The following is an 18768-nucleotide window of genomic DNA, read 5'->3' as shown; positions in this document are numbered from 1 at the left end:
GCAGGTGGTCCATCCCCTTCCACCCGCACCGAGGCGCCAGTCGCCCGGTCCTGTGAGTGGCCCGGTCATCCCCCGTGCCGGGCCACTCGCAGGGCCGGGCGGCGGCGCGTGGGGCCCCGCCCGTTGGACCGCTCTGACAGGCTGAGCGCATGAAGGCTCCCGGAGGGGCAGCGGCCAAGCGCGTCGCCCTCGAGACGCTCGGTTGGCTGCTCGTCGTCGCGGGCATCGCCGCCCTCGTCCTGCCCGGGCCCGGGCTGCTCGGGATCTTCGCGGGCCTGGTGCTGCTCTCGCAGCAGTACGAGTGGGCCGAGCGGCGCGTCGAGCCCGTCAAGGAGAAGGCTCTCAAGGGCGCCGCCGACAGCGTCGAGACCTGGCCGCGGATCATCGTCTCGTCGATCTTCGCGCTGCTCCTCGTGGCCGCGGGCGTCCTGTGGATCCTCCAGCCCCCGGCTCCCGGCTGGTGGCCGATCGCCGACAAGTGGTGGCTCGCGGGCGGGATGTGGACCGGCGTCACGCAGGTGCTGTCCGGGCTCTTCGCGTTGGGGATGATCGTCTACAGCTACCGGCGCTTCCGGCCGTGACCGGGCGCGGGACGGGCGGGCCCGGGTCGTTCTCCGCGGAGGAGATCACCGAGGCGTACGCCCTCCTGCACGGCCACGTCGAGCGGTTCGCCGCCACCGGCGACTGGACCGGCTTCGCGGACCTCTTCACCGAGGACGCCGTCTACACCGAGCACGCGTTCGGCACCTTCCGCGGCCGCGAGGAGATCCGCGCGTGGTCGGTGCGCACGATGACGAGCTTCCCCGGGTCGGTGATGACCGGCTTCCCGCTGGCCTGGCAGGTCGTGGACGCACCGACCTCGCGGCTGATCTGCGAGGTCCGCAACCTGATGCCCGACCCCGGCGACGGCACGATGCTGGAGGAGCCGAACCTCACGATCATGACGTACGCCGGCGACGGGCTGTTCAGCGCCGAGGAGGACGTCTACAACCCGATGCGCTTCGCCCGGATGGCCGTGCGGTGGGCCCGGATCGCCCGCGAGCACGGCAACCTGGACGACGAGGGCGCGGCGTACCTCGCGCAGTTCGGTTGACCCGCGCCTCTTCTAGTTCACCGGGGACGAGCCGAGCGTGACGGTCGCGTGGTGGGCGGCGCCGTCGGCGTCGGTCCAGGCGATCCGTACGGAGTCGCCCGGCTCGTGGGCGGCCAGCACGCTGCGGAGGTCGTCGTACGACGTGATCCGGGTGCCGCCGAGCCCCGTGACCGTGTCGCCGGCGACGATGCCGGCGCCGGCCGCCGCCTGGCCGCTCTCGACCTCCGCGACGGTGACGCCGCCGGTCCCCTGGGAGGCGACGCCGATGCCGAGGTAGGCCGACGGACCGATCTCGACCGCGGACGTCTCGGTGCCGGACTCGATCTGGTCGACGACGGCGAGCGCCGTGGCGATCGGGACGGCGTAGCTCTCCGCCACCTGGCCGCTGGACGCCGCGGTCGTGATGCCGACGACCTCGCCCTCGGCGTCGAGCAGCGCCCCGCCCGAGTAGCCGGGCACCACGGCGGCGTCCATCTCGAGCAGTCCGGTCAGGCTCTCGTCGGCGCTGCCGTCGCTGCTGCTCGTGGTGATGTCCTGGTCCACCGCGACGACGTCGCCGGAGGAGGCCGACAGGTAGCCCTGGCCCTCCGCGTTGCCGATCGCCGTGACCGCGTCGTCGACCGCGGCGCCGCCGTCGTCGTCGAGGGCGACCGTCGTGAGGCCGCTCGCGTCGTCGAGCCGCAGCAGCGCGACGTCGGCCGCCTCGTCGTGGCCGACCACCTCGGCGTCGTACGTCTTGCCGGTGGTGGCGATCGTGACCTGGACGTCCGTGGAGTCCTCGACGACGTGGTAGTTCGTGAGCACCAGGCCGTCGCTGCCGATCACCAGGCCGGTGCCCGCGCCGGTGCCGTCCGTGAGGGTGGTGTCGATGAGGACGACGCCGGCGGACTGCGCGTCCGTCGCGTCGGTCCGGGTGGCCGACGAGGACTGGGCGGGGCCGCCGTACGTCGTGCCGCCCCCGGTGCCGCTGCCCGGGGCCTGGCCGGGAAGGGTGCCCTGGTCCGGGAGGGTGCCGGTGTCCGGCAGCGTGGCCGTGCCCCCGTCGGTGGTGCCGTCGGTCGTGCCGGCCACGGGGGAAGTGGCGACCGCGGTCGAGCCGGTGCTTGCGTCCTGGTGCCCGGCGACGCGCCAGGCGACCGGGACGGCCACGGCGGTGGCCATCAGCGCGCCGGCCGCGGCGCCCGCGAGCACCCCGCGCCAGCCGTGGCGGCGGGGTGCGGGGGTGGCCGCCTCGGCGGGTCCTGGGCCGGTCGCGTGGTCCGGCGTGGCGGGCGGGGGCTGCTGGGGGAGGAAGGGGTCGTTGTCCATGGTCCCCAGTGGAGTACGCCGACCTGACAACGACGGATGAGCCGTCTGTCGGTCCGCTGTGAGTGGGGATGTGCGGGCGTTGGTTACCGTTTCGGCCGTGACGACCTGGAGCATGCGACGCGGCACCTTCCTGCGGGCCGGGGCACTCGTGGGCCTGGCGGGGCTGGCCGCGTGCGACAGCGAGGGGACGCCGTCCGCCCGCCCGTCGGGGACGCCGACGTCACCCGGGTCCCCGTCGTCCTCGGCGACCTCCGCCGACCCGTCGCCGGGCGAGACCGCCGAGCCCCCGGTCGAGGTCCGCCCCGCGATCGCGGGCGAGCTCTCGCGGGACCTGGCCGTGCCGTGGGGGATCACGTTCCTCCCGGACGGGCGCGCGCTGGTCTCGATGCGCGACACCGCCGAGGTGCTGCTCGTCGGGCCCGAGGGTGCCGACGTCATCGGGACCGTGCCCGGCGTCGTCAGCGGCGCCGCCCAGGGTGGGGAGGGCGGACTGCTCGGGCTCGCCCTGCACCCGTCGTACCCCGACGAGCCGTGGCTCTACGCCTACGTCTCGACGGCGTCGGACAACCGGGTGGTGCGGATGCGGTACGCCGGCTCCGGCCTCGGCGAGCCCGAGCCGCTGCTGACCGGCATCGCGACGTCGGTGCACCACAACGGCGGCGGCCTGGTCTTCGGGGCGGAAGGGCTGCTGTTCGTCTCGACAGGCGACGCGGAGAACTCCGCGAGCGCGCAGGACCGGGAGTCGCTCAACGGCAAGGTCCTGCGGATCACCGACACCGGGGGCACGCCGCAGGGCAACCCCTTCGGCAACCCGGTGTGGAGCTACGGGCACCGCAACGTCGAGGGGATCACCCTCGACGAGGACGGCCGGCTGTGGGCCTCGGAGTTCGGCGAGGACGCCGCCGACGAGCTCAACCTCATCGAGCCCGGCGGCAACTACGGCTGGCCGCAGGTCGAGGGCACCGGCGGCGGTCGCGGGCTGGTCGACCCGCTCGCGACCTGGCTGCCCGACGACTGCTCCCCGAGCGGCATCGCCGTCGCGCAGGGCCGGGCGTGGCTCGGCGCCCTGCAGGGCCAGTGCGTCTTCTCCGTCGAGCTGGACGGTGACGAGCGCGGCACCGTCCGCCGCCACCTCGTCGACGACCGGCTCGGCCGGGTCCGCGCCGTCGCCCTCGCGCCCGACGGCTCGCTGTGGGTCGGCACCTCCAACCGCGACGGCCGCGCCACCCCCGGCCCCCACGACGACAAGCTGCTGCGCGTCACCCTGACCTGAGCCGAGTCGGCGCATCTGCAGACGTTGGGGGTGCCGAGTCGGCGCATCTGCAGACGCTGGGAGTGCCGAGTCGGCGCATCTGCAGACGCTGGGAGTGCCGAGTCGGCGCATCTGCAGATCGGCCGAGGCACGTTCAGGCGCCGGCGGTGCGCCGTCAACCGAGTGCCGGCCGGCAGAGGTTGATGGCCCACCGCCGGCCGGGTCGCATCTGCAGACGCGCCGACTCGACGCCTCCGGGATCTGCAGATGCGCCGACTCGGCGATCGCCCCGGGCCCGCCTGCGGTCACATCCCGATCGGCAGTCCGGCGTAGTTCTCGGCCAGGCCGGTGGCGCCGGCCTCGCTGGAGGTGACCCAGCGCAGCTGGGAGAGCTGGAGCTGGGCGTCGAAGTCGTCGCCGGAGCGGTGCAGCATCGAGGTCATCCACCAGGAGAAGTGCGTGCAGCGCCAGACCCGTCGCAGGGCGGTGTCGGAGTAGGCGTCGGCCAGCCGCGCGTCGCCGCGCCCGAGCAGGTCCACCAGCGCGGGCGCGAGCAGGCCGACGTCCGCGACCGCGAGGTTGAGGCCCTTGGCGCCGGTGGGCGGGACGATGTGGGCGGCGTCGCCGGCGAGGAAGAGCCGCCCGTGGCGCATCGGGGTCTGCACGAACGAGCGCATCGGCAGCACGCTCTTCTCCGTGACCGGGCCGGGCGTCAGCTGCCAGCCGTCCTGGCCGTGGCCGAGCCGGGTCGCGAGCGCGTCCCAGATCCGGTCGTCGGACCAGTCGGCGACGTCGGTGTCGTTCGGGACCTGGAGGTACAGCCGACTCACCGTCGCCGAGCGCATCGAGTGCATCGCGAAGCCGTCGTCGTGCCAGGCGTAGATCAGCTCGTCGGTCGACGGCGCGACGTCGGCGAGGATCCCCAGCCAGGAGTAGGGGTAGACGCGCTCGGAGGTACGCCGCAGGGAGGCGGGTACGGCGCCACGACTCGGCCCGAACGACCCGTCGCACCCGACGACGACGTCCGCCACCAGCCGCCGCGGGCGCCCGGTGGAGTCCGTGAAGGTGACCGACGGGTGGTCGGTCTCCAGGTCGTGCAGCGCGGTGTCGGCGACCTCGTAGTGCACCGACTGCCCGGCGGCCCGGCGGGCCGCGACCAGGTCCTTCTGCACCTCGGTCTGGCCGTAGACGAACACCGACCGCCCGGTCAGGTCGACGAAGTCGAGGTGGTGCCGCTCCTCGGGCCACTGCAGGTAGATGCCGCGGTGCTCGTGTCCCTCCCGGTCCAGGCGCTCGCCCAGCCCCGCCGCACGGAGCAGGTCCACCGTCGAGTGCTCGAGGATGCCGGCGCGGATCCGGCTGGCGACGTACTCCTCCGAGCGCGTCTCCACCACCACCGACTCGATGCCCTCGGCGGCGAGCAGGTGGGCGAGCAGCATGCCGGCGGGGCCGGCGCCGATGATGGCGACGCGGGTGCGCAGGTCGTCGGCGGGCAGGGTCGTCATGCGGCGCAGTCTCGCGGGGCGTACGCCGGCGCCACCACCGCCCCCTTCCGCTGGCCGGAAGCCGGCCGGCCGGGGCTCGTGCGGCGACCGGCGGGGGAGTAGGACTGGTGCATGACCCTCCTCGACACGACCGTCTGGCACGGCAAGATCAACATCGACGGCTGGCGCGACGGCCGCGGCGGCACCGCCGACGCGGTCGAGCCGGCGACCGGGCAGGTGCTCGGGACGTACGGCGTCGCCGACCCCGAGGACGTGCGCGAGGCCGCCCGGGTGGCCGCCGCGGCCCAGGCGGCGTGGGCGGCCGAGAAGCCCGAGGTCCGCGCGGCCGTGCTGCGCCGGGCCGGCGCCCTCTGGGAGGAGCACGCGGCCGACGTCGAGTCCTGGATCGTCCGCGAGTCCGGCGGCATCGGCGCCAAGGCCGCGCTCGAGACGCACATCGCGGCCCAGGAGTGCTTCGAGGCGGCGGCGCTGACCTCGCACCCGGCGGGCGACGTGCTCACCAGCAACGACGACCGCTGGTCGTTCTCCCGGCGCCGTCCGGTCGGGGTGGTGTCGGTCATCGCGCCGTTCAACTTCCCGCTGATCCTGTCGATCCGCGCGGTCGCCCCGGCGCTCGCGCTCGGCAACGCGGTCCTGCTCAAGCCCGACCCGCGCACGGCCGTGTGCGGCGGCGTGGCGCTGGTGCGGATCTTCGAGGAGGCCGGCCTGCCCAGCGGCCTGCTCGCGCTGCTGCCCGGCGGCGCCGACATCGGCGCGGCCGTCGTCGAGGCGCCGGAGGTGCGGGTCGTCTCGTTCACCGGCTCCACCGCGGCCGGCCGCACCGTCGGCGAGCTGGCCGCGCGGCACCTCAAGCGCGCCCACCTCGAGCTCGGCGGCAACAACGCCCTCATCGTGCTGGAGGGCGCCGACCTCGCGCTGGCGGCCTCGGCCGGCGCCTTCGGCAGCTTCCTGCACCAGGGCCAGATCTGCATGACGTCGGGGCGCCACCTGGTGCACGAGTCGGTCTACGACGCCTACGTCGAGGCGCTGGCCGAGAAGGCGCGGCACCTGCCGGTCGGCGACCCGGCCTCCGGCACGGTCGCGCTCGGCCCGGTCATCGACGCCAAGCAGCTCAAGCGCATCGACGCCATCGTCAGCGACGCCGTCGCGCAGGGCGCGCGGGTGGCGGCGGGCGGCTCGATCGACGGGCCGTACTACCAGCCGACCGTCCTCGTCGACGTCACCACCGACAGCCCGGCGTGGAGCGAGGAGATCTTCGGCCCGGTGGCGCCGGTGATGCGGTTCTCGACCGTCGACGAGGCCGTCGAGCTGGCCAACGCCAACGAGTACGGCCTGTCCGTCGGCATCCTCGGCGACGTGGGCCAGGCGATGCGGATCGCGGACCGGCTGGTCTCCGGCAAGGTGCACATCAACGAGCAGACGGTCATGGACGAGGCCAACGCGCCGTTCGGCGGGATGAAGAGCTCGGGCAACGGCTCGCGCATCGGCGGCGCCCGGGCCAACCTGGACTCGTTCACCGAGCTGCAGTGGCTCACCGTGCGCCCCGACATCGCGCCGTACCCCTTCTGAGGCCCGCGCCGTCCGCCGCCAGCCCACCGCCAGCCCACCGCCACCGGCCTGCGGTCGGGGACACCCCGGCCCCCGTCACGGGGGTACAGAAGGGCCGGGGCGTCCCGGGCCGCAGGCCGGCGGCAGGCGGAGCGATGGGCTACCGGGCCGGCAGCCGCACGGAGAAGCGGGAGCCGCGCGCCGGCGCCGAGCGCACGCTGACGGCGCCGCCGTGGCCGTCGACGATCGACTTCACGATCGACAGGCCCAGGCCGGTGCCGGGGATGGCGCGGTCGTAGGCCGTGCTGCTGCGGAAGAAGCGGGTGAACAGCTGCTCGTGGTCCTCGGCGGGCACGCCCATGCCGGTGTCCGTGACGTGCACGGTGCCGCCGTGGTCGTCGCCCTCGACGCTGACGGAGATCTGGCCGCCGTCGGGGGTGAACTTCACGGCGTTCGACAGCAGGTTGACGACCACGCGCTCGAGCTGCTCGGCGTCGCCGGGCACCTTCACGGCGATCCGGTCGGTGCTGACGGTCAGCCCGAGCCGGCGGCCGTCGAGCAGGGGCGAGGTGGTGCGCACGGCGCGGGCGACGGTGGCGACGAGGTCGACCTCGCGGCGCTCGATGCGGAAGCTGCCGGCCTCGATCCGCGACAGCGTCAGGAGGTCCTCCAGCAGCGCGAGCAGGCGGTCGCCGTTCTGCTCGATGCGCAGCAGCATCCCCGTCTGCTGGTCGGTCAGCGGTCCGGCGGCACCGCTGAGCAGCACCTCGGTGTAGCCCAGGACGGTCGTCAGCGGGGTGCGCAGCTCGTGGCTCACCGACGACACGAAGTCGGAGCGGGCGCGGTCCAGCTCGCTGAGCTGCGCCAGCAGCAGGGGGCGTACGCCGTCGGGCGGGAGGGCCGTGAGCACCAGCCGCACCCAGCGGACCGGGGTGTCGTGCAGCTCGAGCTCGGCCTCCCACCGGTCGAGGGAGCCGGCCAGCAGGCGGTCGACGGCCGCGAGGATCCGGGCGAGGTCCTCCTGCTTGCTGGCGTGGCCGCTGGGCTGTCCGAGCAGGCTCGGGAGGTCGACGCCCAGGAGCTCGGCGGCGGCCTGGTTCGCGTCGACGACCTCGAGACCGTCCGCGACCGGCGTCAGCACCAGCGCGCCGACGGTGAACTGGGTGAACGCGGCGCGGAAGTGGTCCGGCCCGCTCACAGCTGGCGGTCGACGGTCGCCTCGAGCGGCACGAGCCGCCACAGGTCGCTCATCGAGGGGGTGCGGAAGAGGTAGCCGTTGAGCTCGGCGTGCAGGGCCAGCGACCCGCGGTCCAGGGTGCCGGCGTCGCTCAGGTGCCACTCGAGGTCCTCGCGACCCAGGCCGGCGGCCAGCGCCAGCGCCAGCAGCATCCCGCCGTGGCGGTAGGTCCACGCCCACAGCAGCCCGGTCGGCAGCTGGTCGCGCTCGCCGCGCTGCAGCACGAAGCAGGCCACCGAGGACGGCACCTGGGCGGCGAGCAGCCGCTGCAGGTCGGCGCGGTGCGCGCGCTCCGGGCGTCGCTCGAGGTGGTGGATCCGGCGGGCGGGCTGGGGGGCGGGTCGGCGGACGTGGCGGCGGGGGCGCGACGGCCCCGGTTGCGAATGCCAGACCACCGCGACCGCGGTGGAGGAGAGCAGCAGGAGCCCGAGAACGGTGATCATGGCACCAGCCTCGCGAAGCGGCGGCTCCGCGGTCAGGGCCCGAGGTGTGGTCTCGCGTAGTACGCATGCACCACGCGCGCCACCCGCGGTGACCACGCCGGGCCTCCCACGCAGGTGACCGGATCGGCTCAGACGATGACCGTGTGCGGGGTCGTGAGCGGCAGCCACACCGCCACAGTCGTGCCGGTCCCGCTGCTCGTGACGTCGCACCGGCCCCCGGCCACGGTGGCCCGGTCGACCATCGTCGTGACGCCGCGGTGGCCCGGCCGGGGCCCCAGGTCGCCGGGAGCCAGGCCGACGCCGTCGTCGGCGATCCGGACGGCCACCCCGTCGGCCTCGCCCGCGACCTCGATGCGGACGTGGCGCGCCCGGGCGTGCTTGACGATGTTGGCCAGCGCCTCCTGCGCGATCCGGATGAGGGGGGTGACGGCCTCGTGTGGCAGTGGGGGGAGGGGGCCGTCGGGCTCGTCGACCGACCACGTCGTCGGCGCGTCCTCCAGCGCGTGCGCGGCCACGTCGCGCAGCAGCTGGGTCAGGGTCGCGCCGGGCGGCAGCGGCTCGAGGTCGAACAGCAGCCCGCGCAGCCCCCTCGACACGTCGGCGACGATGTCCTGCAGCTGGAGGATGGCCGGCTCGAGGTGGGGAGCGGTGGACCGCGCCGCGCCGAGCAGCAGCCCGAGGCGCAGGTCGACGGCGGCCAGCGACTGCACGGAGTCGTCGTGCACGTCGGCCGCGATCCGGGCGCGCTCCTGCTCCTGGGCCCGGATCAGCCGGCGCAGCAGCTCGCTGCGCTGGGCGGCGGCGCTCTCCAGGCGGTCCCGGGCGTCGCACGCGTCGAGGGCGTACGACACGTTGCGCGCCATCCCCTCCAGCAGCTCGCGCATCTGCTCGTCGAAGAAGTGGACGTCGTCGGCGTACAAGGTCAGCCCGGCGACGATCCGCCCGCCGCGCAGCAGCGGCAGCGTCGCCGAGCCCTTGACGCCGGCGAGCTCGCCGGCCGCGTGCCAGCGCCGGGTGGTCTCGTCGGCGAGGTAGTCGGCGGCGTACGCCGGCAGCCCGGAGCGCAGCGCCCGCCCGGTCGGGCCGCGGCCGCGCTCGTCGTCGGGGTCGAGGGTGATGTGCAGCCCGTCGATGTAGTCGTCGAGCACGCCGGCGCGGGCCTCGGTCTCCACGCGGCCGTCGGCCGTGGGCACCCCCACCCACGCGGCCAGGAAGCCGCCCTGCTCGACCGCCACCCGGCAGGTCTCGTCGAAGAGCTGCTGGGGGGTCCCGGCCCGGACGATGGCCTGGTTGATCCGGGCCAGCGTGAGGTACGCCCGGCTCAGCCCCTCCATCCGCTGCTCGCGCTCGCGTCGCGTCGAGACGTCGACGAACGCGTGCAGGAACCACGGCCCGAGCTCGGTGGTCAGCGCGGTGACCCGGACGTCGACCGGCACCGTGCTGCCGTCACGGCGCCGCCCCTCGGTCGGCTCGTCGACGCTGAGCACCCGGGCGGAGGCGAGCCCGGCGTACGCCGTGGCGCCGTCGACCTCGTGGACCGGGCTGCCGGCGGGCAGCAGCAGTTCGATCGGCTGGCCCAGCAGCTCCTCGGCCCGGTGGTCGAAGATGGCCAGGGCGTTGCCGTTGACGTAGTCGATGGTCCCGGACGCGTCGACGCCGACGACCGCGCTCGGCGCGGCGTCGAGGATGTCGTAGACCGACCGCGGCTCCTCGCGCCACGGCGGTGCTGCGGTCATCGTCTGCTCCGAGAGAGGTGAGGGGGGTGCGTCAGCGGGCGTCGGTGGTCACCGCGGCGTCCCCGTCGCGGACGAGCTGGCGCAGGGCCTCCGCGGCACCGGGCACGGCGAGCACGACCTCGCCCTCCATGATGCGGGCAAGCAGGTCGGGCAGCTGGGCGCCGAGGCGCCCCTTGCCGAGGAAGCCGACGGCGCCGGCCCGGAGCATCGACAGGATGCCGGCCGCCCCGGACTGCGCGGAGACGACCACGACGGTCGGGACCTCGCCGACGGCGTCGGGCCCGGTCAGCGCGCGGGCGGCGACCTCGCCGCCTCCCGGCATCCGGACGTCGAGCAGCACGACCTCGGGCTGGAGGTCGCGCACCAGCTCGGCCAGCTCGTGGCCGGTCGCGGCGATGCCGACGACCTCGAAGCGGGCGTCGGCCTGGAGGACGTCGTGGAGCGCGCCGCGAAAAGCGGGGTCGTCATCGGCCACGACGACACGGATGACCGACATGCACGACCTCCTTCCTGGGCAGACGTCCATCGTGACGCGTGGAGGTTTCCCGTGTGGGACGCGCGGGCACCACCTCATCTAGTACCTTGGCACTACTTCAGTCCGACTGCACGCGCAGTCCGGCTCGACGGGGGATTCCATGGAGCACGCGGCAGCACTCGGGGACTGCCCGTGAGCGAGCCTCCGCGGTCCCGCTCCCTCCTGGCGCGGACCTGGCACTTCCCGACCGAGGCCCACCCCACGCGGGAGGCCTTCGATGCGATGCTGGACGTCCTGCTGCCGGAGATCGAGGTGCTGCCGGGGTACGCCGGCGTGACGGTCCTGGTGGAGCGCGAGACCGGCTCCGTCTCGGCGACCGTCTTCTGGGAGACCCTCGAGGACCTGCAGCGCGCCACCGACCGGGAGTCCAACGCCGCGCGCGGCACCCTGGTCATCACCGGCTCGCCGGCCACCGGCGCGGCCGTGCACGACGTGCTGATCAACCGGCCCGCGCCGGTCGTGTCCGACCGCGAGCTGGGGGCCGACCGGTGAGCGGGCAGCACGACGGGCCGGAGCCCGGCGAAGACGCGCCGATCCGGGTGCTGGTCGTGGACGACCACGAGGTGCTGGCGACGAGCCTGGCCGCCGTGCTCGACCGCGAGCCCGACCTCCGCAGCGTCGGGGTCGCGCCCACGCTGGAGAAGGCCCGCAGCCTGGTCCGCACCACCACGCCCGACGTCGTCCTGCTCGACCACCGGATGCCCGACGGCGACGGGGTGGCCGCGATCGCGGACCTGCTCCGGCTGCGGCCCTCGCTGCGGATCGTGATGCTCACCGCCAGCGCTGCCGACCACGTGCTGGTCTCGGCCATCGAGGCCGGGGCGTCGGGCTTCGTCTCCAAGACCCGCAGCCTCAACGAGGTGACCGCGGCCGTGCGCGCCGCCGCCAGCGGCGAGGCGGTGATCTCCCCCGAGATGCTCGCCCGCCTGCTGCCCCGCCTGCACCGTGGCGGGCGCAGCCGCCACGAGGAGCTCACCGAGCGCGAGCGCGAGGTCCTCGACCTCGTCGCCGACGGCCTCACCAACTCCGCCATCGCCGAGCGCCTGGTGGTCAGTGTGCACACCGTGCGCAACCACATCGCCAACCTCTCGGCCAAGCTCGGCGCGCACTCCAAGCTCGAGGCGCTGTCGATCGCCGTGCGCGAGGGCCTGCTCCCGGACAGCTGACGCGGCCTCGCCGGGGCCGACCCCAGGGACCGGACCGGTCTGGACTGGTACCCATGCACCACCGCGATCAGGCCTGTCCGTGTCATGCGGGGGCGGGGGCGCCCTTCCAGACTGGGACGTGGCGTCGGACCGCTCCCCCGAGGGCCGGCGTCAGCACGGCGTCCGGCCTGGCGCAGACCACGGTGTTCCCCTGACCCGTCACCCGTCAGGTCGGGCGTCGTCGCACGTCCCGCCCGCGGCTCAGGCCAGCTGCCGGCCGATGCCGCGGGCGGCGACCTGCAGGGCCGCGACCAGGCGGGGCCGGTCGTTGCCGAAGCGCGGCACCACGATGCCGAGCGCCGCAACGACGTCCTCGCCCCGGCGGATCGGCACCGCCACGGAGCACGCGCCCAGGCTCATCTCCTCCACGGTCGTGGCGTAGCCGTCGCGGACCGTCCGCGCGAGCTGGCGGTGCAGACGCCCCGGCTGGGTGACGGTGTACGCCGTGATCCGCACCGGGTCGACCAGGGCGGCCGCCTGCACCTCGGGCGGGGCGTGGGCGAGCAGCACCTTGCCGACGCCGGTCGCGTGCAGCGGCAGCCGGGACCCCACGCTGCTGACGACGGGCACCGACGCGTGGCCGGCCAGCCGGTCGACGTACAGCACCTCGAGCCCGTCGCGGACGGCCAGGTGCACGGTGGCGAGCGTGGCGCCGTACAGGTCGTGCAGGAACGGCGAGGCCAGCTGGCGCAGCCCGGTCTGCACCGGCGCCAGCAGGCCCAGGTCCCAGAGCCGCCGCCCGACGACGTACTGCCCCGACGGCGTCCGCGCCAGCGCCCCCCACGCGACCAGCTCGCCGACGAGCCGGTGGGTGGTCGGGACGGGGAGGTCGGCCCGGGCGGCGAGCTCGGTCAGCGTGAGTCGCCGGTGCTGCTCGTCGAAGGCCCCGAGCAGCGCCAGCGCCTTCGAGGTGACGCTCGCGCCGGGGGTGGAGGAGTTGCCGGCCATCCGGTCAGTGTTCCACTGGCCGGAAGGGGGTGGTCGTCGGCGCGCCCGGGCCGGACCTAGCCTCCCGCCATGACCGAGACCACCCAGGCCGACGTGAGCGCGGAGATGGCGGCGATCGCCGACGACTTCGCCGCCGCCGGCCGCCCGGAGACCCAGCCGCGGCTCGACTACGCGCCGTACCGCTCCAGCCTGCTGCGCCACCCCACCAAGGCGCCGCAGCCCGCCGACCCCGAGGGCATCGAGCTCTGGGCGCCGGTCTTCGGGCACCAGGACGTCGACCCGCTGGAGGCCGACCTGACGATCCAGCACCGCGGCGAGCCGGTGGGCGAGCGGATGCTCGTGACCGGTCGGGTCCTCGACGGCGACGGACGCCCGGTGCGCCACCAGCTCGTCGAGATCTGGCAGGCGAACGCCGGGGGGCGCTACCTCCACCAGCGCGACCAGCACCCGGCCGCGCTGGACCCGAACTTCTCCGGCGTCGGGCGCTGCCTGACCGACGGCGACGGGGTCTACGCGTTCACCACGATCCGGCCCGGGCCCTACCCGTGGCGCAACCACCGCAACGCGTGGCGGCCGGCGCACATCCACTTCTCGCTGTTCGGGACGGAGTTCACCCAGCGAATGATCACGCAGATGTACTTCCCGAACGACCCGCTCTTCGCGCTCGACCCGATCTACCAGTCGATCGTCGACCCGGCCGCCCGCGAGCGGCTCGTGGCGACCTACGACCACGACCTCACCTCGCCGGAGTGGGCCACCGGCTACCGCTGGGACATCGTGCTCACCGGCAGCCACCGCACGCCGCTGGACGAGGGGGACGACGCATGAGCACGCTCGAGCCCACGCCCGGCCAGACGGTCGGTCCGTTCTTCGGCTACGCGCTGCCGTACGACGGGGACAGCGAGCTGGTCCCGCCGGGCCGGGCCGACGCGGTCCGCCTGCACGGGCGGGTCCTCGACGGCGCCGGCGACCCGGTCCCGGACGCCCTGGTCGAGATCTGGCAGGCCGACGCCGCGGGCGTGGTGTCCCGGGCGGCCGGCTCCTGGCACCGCGACGGCTTCACCTTCACCGGGTGGGGTCGCGCCGCGACGGACAACGCCGGGACCTACACCTTCTCGACGGTCGTCCCGGGGGCCACGACGCCGGGCCACGCGCCGTACGTCGCCGTGACGGTGTTCGCGCGCGGCCTCCTGCACCGGCTGCTGACCCGGGCCTACCTGCCCGGTCCCGCCACCGACGACGACCCGTTCCTCGCCTCGGTCGACCCCGCGCGCCGCGGCACGCTGGTCGCGACGGCGGACGAGCACGGCTTCGTCTTCGACATCCGGCTCCAGGGCGAGGGCGAGACCGTCTTCCTGACGCATGGGTGAGACTGGGGGCATGGCTGACCTGTTCTGGCCCGGGGACGACCGCGCGGGCGACGTCCTCACCGACGACGCCCTGCTGGCGGCGATGGTGGCGGTCGAGGAGGCCTGGCTCGACGCGCTGGTCGGCTCCGGGATCGCCCCCGTCGAGGCCGCCAAGGAGGACCTCTGGTCGCTCGTCGGCGCGCACCACGCCGACTGGCTGGCCGCGGAGTCCGAGGGCGGCGGCAACCCGGCGATGGCGCTGGTCGCCCTGCTGCGCGACGGCCTGGCGGCCGGCGGCCACGCCGAGGCCGCCCGCTGGCTGCACCGCGGCCTCACCAGCCAGGACGTCGTCGACACCGCGCTGATGCTCGGGGCCCGGGCGGCGGTCGCGTCGCTGCGGGCGTCGCTGCGCGCGCAGGTCGCGCTGCTCGCGGCGCTGGTCGAGGAGCACCGCGGCACCCCCATGGTCGCCCGCACGCTGACCCAGCACGCCGTCCCGACGACCTTCGGGCTCAAGGCGGCGCAGTGGCTGACCGGCGTGCTCGACGCGTACGACGACGTGGCGGCGCTGGTGCTGCCCGTGCAGGTCGGCGGCGCGGCGGGCACGATGGCCGCGACCGTCGAGCTCGCCGGGGCGCAGCGGAACCCCGTCGAGACCGCCACCATGCTGACGCTCGAGCTGGCCACGCGCCTGGGGCTCACCGCCTCGACGCCCTGGCACACCTCACGGGCGACCGTCACCCGGCTGGGCGACGCCGCCACCACCTGCACCGACGCGTGGGCGCGGATCGCGAACGACGTGCTGCTGCTGGGCCGGCCGGAGATCGGCGAGCTCGCCGAGGGCACCGGTGGCGGCTCGTCGACGATGCCGCACAAGGCGAACCCGGTCCTCTCCGTCCTGGTCCGCCGGGCCGCGCTGACGACGCCCGCGCTGGCGGCGACGCTGCACCTGGCGTCGGCCGGCCAGGTCGACGAGCGCGCCGACGGCGCCTGGCACGCGGAGTGGGCCACGCTGCGCACCCTGCTGCGCCGGGCCGTCGTCGCGGGCTCGCAGACCACCGACCTCGTCGCCGGCCTGCACGTGCACCGTGAGCGGATGGCGGCCACCCTGCACGCCGCGGCTGACGACGTACGCGCCGAGCAGCGCTCGATGGCCGCCCTGGCCGGGTCGGCCGCCGGCGGCGACTACCTCGGCGCGAGCGCCGCGTTCCTGGAAGCCCCCCTGGCCCGGGCCGCCGGCGTCCTGGCCACCCACGAGGAGACCCCGTGACCCCGAGCATCACCGCCGTCCGCCTCACCGGCGCCCGCAACCGCGACGAGCTGCCGCTGCTGGTCCTCGGCCCCTCGCTCGGCACCTCGGCGACCGCGCTGTGGAGCGCCTGCGCGGCCGAGCTGACGGCGTCGTTCGACCTCGTCGGCTGGGACCTGCCCGGCCACGGCCACAACACCGCCGTGCCCGAGGAGGGGTTCACGATGGCCGAGCTGGCCGTCGGGGTGCTCCGCGTCGTCGACGACCTGCTCGTCGCGCGGGGCGAGCCCGGTGGCACCTTCTTCTACGCCGGCGACTCCGTCGGCGGCGCGGTCGGGCTGCAGCTGCTGCTCGACGCCCCCGAGCGGGTCGCGGCCGCCGCACTGCTCTGCACGGGCGCGAGGATCGGCGAGCCGGACATGTGGGCCGGCCGGATCGGCCAGGTCTCGGTCTCGGGCACGCCGGTGATGGTGCCGGGCTCCGCCGAGCGCTGGTTCGGCCCCGGCTTCCTCGACCGCGAGCCCGAGCGGGGCTCGGCGCTGCTGCACGCGCTGCAGTCGGCCTCCGACGAGGGGTACGTCCAGGTGTGCGGCGCGCTCGCCGGCTTCGACGTGCGCGACCGGCTCGGCGAGATCACGGCCCCGGTGGTGGCGGTCTCGGGCGCGGCCGACGCGGTCACGCCCACGTCGGGGCTGCAGGAGATCGCCTCCGGCGTCCGCGACGGCCGGCTCGTCGAGCTGCCCGGCGTGGCCCACCTGGCCCCGGCCGAGGCGCCCGGTGCCGTCGCCGCGCTGCTGCGCGAGCACCTGCTGGGGGAGGCACCGGCCGCGGGGCCGGGCGCGGGTGCCTCGGGCCCGTCGCCCCGCGACGACCTGACGGTCGGCGAGGTCCGGGCCGCCGGCTTCGGCGTACGCCGGGAGGTGCTGGGCGACGCGCACGTCGACCGCGCCGAGGCCGGGACGACCGACTTCACGCGGGACTTCCAGCAGCTGATCACGGAGTACGCCTGGGGCTCGATCTGGACCCGCCCGGGGCTGGACCGCCGCAGCCGCTCGCTGATCACGCTCACCGCCCTGGTCGCGCGCGGGCACCACGAGGAGCTCGCGATGCACGTCCGCGCGGCCCGCACGAACGGCGTCAGCGTCGAGGAGATCAAGGAGCTGCTGCTGCAGACCGCGATCTACTGCGGCGTCCCGGACGCCAACTCCGCCTTCCGCGTCGCGTCCCGGGTGCTCGACGAGATGGCCGCCGAGGGCTGACGCCCGCCGACCCGGGGCGCGGTCAGGCGCCGGGGAGGACGACGGTGAAGGTCGTGCCCTCGCCGAGCCGCGAGCGCACCCGGATGTCGCCGCCGTGGCGCTGGGCGACCGTCGCGACGATCGCGAGCCCCAGGCCGGTGCCGGGCTCGCGCAGCGCGTCGGGGTTGGTGGTCCGGAAGAACGCCCGGAACAGGCCGGCCTGGTCCTCCTCCGAGATGCCCAGCCCGGTGTCGGCCACCTCGAGGACCACGTCGGGGCCGCGCCGCGCGAGCGAGAGGGTGACGGTCCCGCCGGCGGGGGTGTACTTCGCGGCGTTGCTGACGAGGTTCGTCACCAGGCGGTCGAGCTCGGCGGGCTCGCCGCGGACGACGACCGGCGTCGGGTCGAGGCGGGACTCGAGGTGCAGCCCCTTGGCCCGGGCGGTCGACTCGACGAGGGCCAGCGCTCCGCGGGCGACGGCGGCCAGGTCGACCGGCGAGGCGTCGAGCGGGTGCTGCGGGTCGCCGACCCGGGCGAGCAGGAGCAGGTCGTCGACGACGCGCTGCATCCGGACGGTGCCGCGCACCATGGCGGCGTGGTGGCGGGCGGCCTCGGTGTCCTGCCGGTCCAGGTCGAGGTCGCCGAGCATCTCGAGGTTGCCGGAGATCACCGACAGCGGCGTCCGCAGCTCGTGCGACAGCGTGGCGATCAGGTGGGTCCGGTAGTCGTCGAGCTGCTGCAGCTCGCGGACCAGTGCCCGCTCCCGCTCCAGGGCGGCCGCGGCCGTGAGCGCGGTCCCGAGGTCGTGGCCGATCTCGAGGGCGGAGGAGGTCTCGAGGTCCGACCAGGGCGGGTCCTGGGCGCGGCGGGTCAGCACCAGGAAGCCCAGGCACTCGGCACCCGCGCCGAGCGGGACGGCCAGCGCGGTCGCCAGCCCGAGCGGGCGCAGATGGGTACGGGCGGCCACGGTGAGCGGGTCGCTGGTGGTGTCGGCGCCCGGGGTCGTGGTCGGGTCCTCGTCGTCCGGGTCGCTCACGACCAGCACGCGCTGCTCGCGCCACAGGACCGGGGCCAGGCAGCGGGCCAGGTCGACCAGCTCGTCGGCGATTGGGACCTCGGTGCCGTGCCGGTCGCGGGCGCACCCGAGGGCGCCCGTCGTCCCGTCGAGCAGCTGGAGCCAGGTGCCGGAGGCGCCGAAGCCGGTGACGAGCGGCTCGTGGGTCAGCTGCAGGACGGTCTCGAGCGAGGCGTGCGCCGGCATCGACGCGGCCCGGATCAGCCGCCGCGCCGCCTCCGCGTGGGCGACCTGCTGGACCAGCCGCTCGCGCTCGAAGGCGGTCAGGACGGCGCGCTCGGTCTGGGCGGCGTACCTCTCCAGCAGGACCCGGGTGGACGCGTCCGGCCGGCGCCCCGAGATCGGGGCGTCGACGGACAGGACGCCGACGAGGGCGCCGTCCTCGTCGCAGAGCCGTCCCAGGAGGACGTCCTTGGGGTGCCACGAGTCGGGGTGCTCGCCCTGCTCGGGCGACATCACGACCCAGTGCCCGTCGGGGTCGGTGCGGTCGAACTCCTCGCCGGGCAGGAAGCAGAAGCGCCCCCAGGACTCGGCCTGCGCGAGGACCGGGTCGAGGATGTCGACCGGGTCGTCCTCCATGAGGAACTCGCGGAACTCCTCGGGGCCGGCGTACGCCGCCGTCACAAGCTGCCCGTCGAGCACCACCGACAGCACCGCGACCTCGAAGCCGATCATCTCCGCGACCGACTCGACGATCAGCTGCAGCACCGCGCGCGCCGACGAGTCGGACCAGCGGTGCGCGTCCGCGCCCCGGGCCGGCGAGCCCGCCACCTGCGTCTGCCCCACGTCCGCCCCCGTCCGCTCCCCAGCGCTTCGATTCTGGAGCACCCGCCCCGGTGCCCGCGACCGTTTCGGACGATTGCTCCCGGCGGGGCCTCCCGCGGCGTGCTGAGGGACGTCATACGGAGGGGGCAAGCGCCTGCACCGTCCGTATGACGTCCGGCGGTGCGGCCCGAGGACGTCATACGGAGGGAGCAAGCGCCTCCACCGTCCGTATGACGTCCCGCGGCGCGCCCGACGCCCGGGGCGGACCGTCGGCGCGGTCTC

Annotated in this window: 18 protein-coding genes; 10 read left to right on the top strand and 8 right to left on the bottom strand. The window is 75.1% G+C overall.

The annotated features are described in order from the left end of the window. The first annotated feature begins 149 nt into the window (after positions 1–149). Positions 150–581: a PGPGW domain-containing protein gene (locus H5V45_RS10610; RefSeq protein ID WP_185252898.1), complete on the top strand. Its 432-nt coding sequence runs from the start codon at positions 150–152 to the stop codon at positions 579–581. Beyond that, positions 578–1093: a nuclear transport factor 2 family protein gene (locus tag H5V45_RS10605; RefSeq protein WP_185252897.1), complete on the top strand. Its 516-nt coding sequence runs from the start codon at positions 578–580 to the stop codon at positions 1091–1093. The genes H5V45_RS10610 and H5V45_RS10605 overlap by 4 nt, the downstream gene beginning before the upstream one ends. A gap of 12 nt (positions 1094–1105) precedes the next feature. Here the strand turns inward: H5V45_RS10605 and H5V45_RS10600 are convergent, their stop codons facing one another. Beyond that, positions 1106–2401 carry a S1C family serine protease gene (locus tag H5V45_RS10600; protein WP_185252896.1) on the bottom strand — a complete coding sequence of 432 codons (1296 nt, stop codon included), beginning with the start codon at positions 2399–2401 and terminating at the stop codon, positions 1106–1108. Between the two features lie 97 nt (positions 2402–2498). Here H5V45_RS10600 and H5V45_RS10595 point away from each other — a divergent pair, with 97 nt between their 5' ends. Next, positions 2499–3674 carry a PQQ-dependent sugar dehydrogenase gene (locus tag H5V45_RS10595; RefSeq protein WP_343061505.1) on the top strand — a complete coding sequence of 392 codons (1176 nt, stop codon included), beginning with the start codon at positions 2499–2501 and terminating at the stop codon, positions 3672–3674. Positions 3675–3958: 284 nt separating this feature from the next. Here the strand turns inward: H5V45_RS10595 and H5V45_RS10590 are convergent, their stop codons facing one another. After that, positions 3959–5158 (bottom strand): 4-hydroxybenzoate 3-monooxygenase, encoded by a 1200-nt coding sequence (locus tag H5V45_RS10590; RefSeq protein WP_221633979.1) that lies wholly within the window; start codon positions 5156–5158, stop codon positions 3959–3961. Positions 5159–5269: 111 nt separating this feature from the next. On the opposite strand from H5V45_RS10590, the gene H5V45_RS10585 reads away from it, so the two are divergent. Further along, positions 5270–6727 carry a benzaldehyde dehydrogenase gene (locus tag H5V45_RS10585; protein WP_185252895.1) on the top strand — a complete coding sequence of 486 codons (1458 nt, stop codon included), beginning with the start codon at positions 5270–5272 and terminating at the stop codon, positions 6725–6727. A 139-nt stretch (positions 6728–6866) separates the two neighbouring features. Here H5V45_RS10585 and H5V45_RS22660 read toward each other — a convergent pair whose 3' ends face one another. The 4 genes from H5V45_RS22660 to H5V45_RS10565 all read right to left on the bottom strand — a co-directional run bounded on the left by H5V45_RS22660 (position 6867) and on the right by H5V45_RS10565 (position 10618). Beyond that, on the bottom strand, positions 6867–7904 hold the full coding sequence (locus tag H5V45_RS22660; protein ID WP_185252894.1) for an ATP-binding protein: 1038 nt from the start codon (positions 7902–7904) through the stop codon (positions 6867–6869). Next, the gene (locus tag H5V45_RS10575) at positions 7901–8386 is read right to left on the bottom strand and encodes a hypothetical protein (RefSeq protein WP_185252893.1); all 486 of its coding nucleotides are present in this window, start codon (positions 8384–8386) and stop codon (positions 7901–7903) included. The genes H5V45_RS22660 and H5V45_RS10575 overlap by 4 nt, the downstream gene beginning before the upstream one ends. 128 nt (positions 8387–8514) lie before the next feature. After that, positions 8515–10122, bottom strand: coding sequence for a sensor histidine kinase (locus H5V45_RS10570; RefSeq protein ID WP_185252892.1), 1608 nt, complete (start codon positions 10120–10122; stop codon positions 8515–8517). A 31-nt stretch (positions 10123–10153) separates the two neighbouring features. Continuing rightward, positions 10154–10618 (bottom strand): response regulator, encoded by a 465-nt coding sequence (locus H5V45_RS10565; RefSeq protein ID WP_185252891.1) that lies wholly within the window; start codon positions 10616–10618, stop codon positions 10154–10156. 171 nt (positions 10619–10789) lie between these two features. Here H5V45_RS10565 and H5V45_RS22655 point away from each other — a divergent pair, with 171 nt between their 5' ends. After that, on the top strand, positions 10790–11149 hold the full coding sequence (locus H5V45_RS22655; protein ID WP_185252890.1) for a hypothetical protein: 360 nt from the start codon (positions 10790–10792) through the stop codon (positions 11147–11149). Beyond that, entirely contained in the window at positions 11146–11823 is a 678-nt protein-coding gene (locus H5V45_RS22650; protein ID WP_185252889.1) for a response regulator, read from the top strand. The genes H5V45_RS22655 and H5V45_RS22650 overlap by 4 nt, the downstream gene beginning before the upstream one ends. A gap of 240 nt (positions 11824–12063) precedes the next feature. Here the strand turns inward: H5V45_RS22650 and H5V45_RS10550 are convergent, their stop codons facing one another. After that, positions 12064–12810 carry an IclR family transcriptional regulator gene (locus tag H5V45_RS10550; protein ID WP_185252888.1) on the bottom strand — a complete coding sequence of 249 codons (747 nt, stop codon included), beginning with the start codon at positions 12808–12810 and terminating at the stop codon, positions 12064–12066. A 69-nt stretch (positions 12811–12879) separates the two neighbouring features. Here H5V45_RS10550 and pcaH point away from each other — a divergent pair, with 69 nt between their 5' ends. Genes pcaH through pcaDC form a run of 4 tightly spaced genes read left to right on the top strand, consistent with a single transcriptional unit; the run spans position 12880 to position 16667 of the window. Continuing rightward, positions 12880–13638 (top strand): protocatechuate 3,4-dioxygenase subunit beta, encoded by a 759-nt coding sequence (gene pcaH / locus H5V45_RS10545; protein ID WP_185252887.1) that lies wholly within the window; start codon positions 12880–12882, stop codon positions 13636–13638. Further along, the gene (gene pcaG / locus H5V45_RS10540) at positions 13635–14180 is read left to right on the top strand and encodes a protocatechuate 3,4-dioxygenase subunit alpha (protein WP_185252886.1); all 546 of its coding nucleotides are present in this window, start codon (positions 13635–13637) and stop codon (positions 14178–14180) included. The genes pcaH and pcaG overlap by 4 nt, the downstream gene beginning before the upstream one ends. 10 nt (positions 14181–14190) lie before the next feature. Then, a complete protein-coding gene (locus H5V45_RS10535; RefSeq protein ID WP_185252885.1) occupies positions 14191–15429 on the top strand; it encodes a lyase family protein in 1239 nt (412 codons plus the stop codon). Further along, on the top strand, positions 15426–16667 hold the full coding sequence (gene pcaDC / locus H5V45_RS10530) for a bifunctional 3-oxoadipate enol-lactonase/4-carboxymuconolactone decarboxylase PcaDC (protein WP_185252884.1): 1242 nt from the start codon (positions 15426–15428) through the stop codon (positions 16665–16667). Before H5V45_RS10535 ends, pcaDC begins: the two co-directional genes overlap by 4 nt. Positions 16668–16689: 22 nt before the next feature. Here pcaDC and H5V45_RS10525 read toward each other — a convergent pair whose 3' ends face one another. Continuing rightward, on the bottom strand, positions 16690–18507 hold the full coding sequence (locus H5V45_RS10525) for an ATP-binding protein (protein WP_185252883.1): 1818 nt from the start codon (positions 18505–18507) through the stop codon (positions 16690–16692). Positions 18508–18768 lie beyond the last annotated feature (261 nt).

The organism is Nocardioides luti, from assembly GCF_014212315.1.
Lineage (GTDB): Bacteria > Actinomycetota > Actinomycetes > Propionibacteriales > Nocardioidaceae > Nocardioides > Nocardioides luti.
Note: the sequence above shows the minus strand (reverse complement) of the source record. Positions and strands in the feature narration are given on the sequence as shown.

Bases quoted from the DNA above. Each gene is read 5' to 3' on its own strand.
- H5V45_RS10610 (WP_185252898.1), top strand. From the start codon at position 150: ATGAAGGCTCCCGGAGGGGCAGCGGCCAAGCGCGTCGCCCTCGAGACG.
- H5V45_RS10600 (WP_185252896.1), bottom strand. From the start codon at position 2,401: ATGGACAACGACCCCTTCCTCCCCCAGCAGCCCCCGCCCGCCACGCCG.
- H5V45_RS10590 (WP_221633979.1), bottom strand. From the start codon at position 5,158: ATGACGACCCTGCCCGCCGACGACCTGCGCACCCGCGTCGCCATCATC.
- H5V45_RS10585 (WP_185252895.1), top strand. From the start codon at position 5,270: ATGACCCTCCTCGACACGACCGTCTGGCACGGCAAGATCAACATCGAC.
- H5V45_RS10575 (WP_185252893.1), bottom strand. From the start codon at position 8,386: ATGATCACCGTTCTCGGGCTCCTGCTGCTCTCCTCCACCGCGGTCGCG.
- H5V45_RS10570 (WP_185252892.1), bottom strand. From the start codon at position 10,122: ATGACCGCAGCACCGCCGTGGCGCGAGGAGCCGCGGTCGGTCTACGAC.
- H5V45_RS10565 (WP_185252891.1), bottom strand. From the start codon at position 10,618: ATGTCGGTCATCCGTGTCGTCGTGGCCGATGACGACCCCGCTTTTCGC.
- H5V45_RS10550 (WP_185252888.1), bottom strand. From the start codon at position 12,810: ATGGCCGGCAACTCCTCCACCCCCGGCGCGAGCGTCACCTCGAAGGCG.
- pcaH (WP_185252887.1), top strand. From the start codon at position 12,880: ATGACCGAGACCACCCAGGCCGACGTGAGCGCGGAGATGGCGGCGATC.
- pcaG (WP_185252886.1), top strand. From the start codon at position 13,635: ATGAGCACGCTCGAGCCCACGCCCGGCCAGACGGTCGGTCCGTTCTTC.
- H5V45_RS10535 (WP_185252885.1), top strand. From the start codon at position 14,191: ATGGCTGACCTGTTCTGGCCCGGGGACGACCGCGCGGGCGACGTCCTC.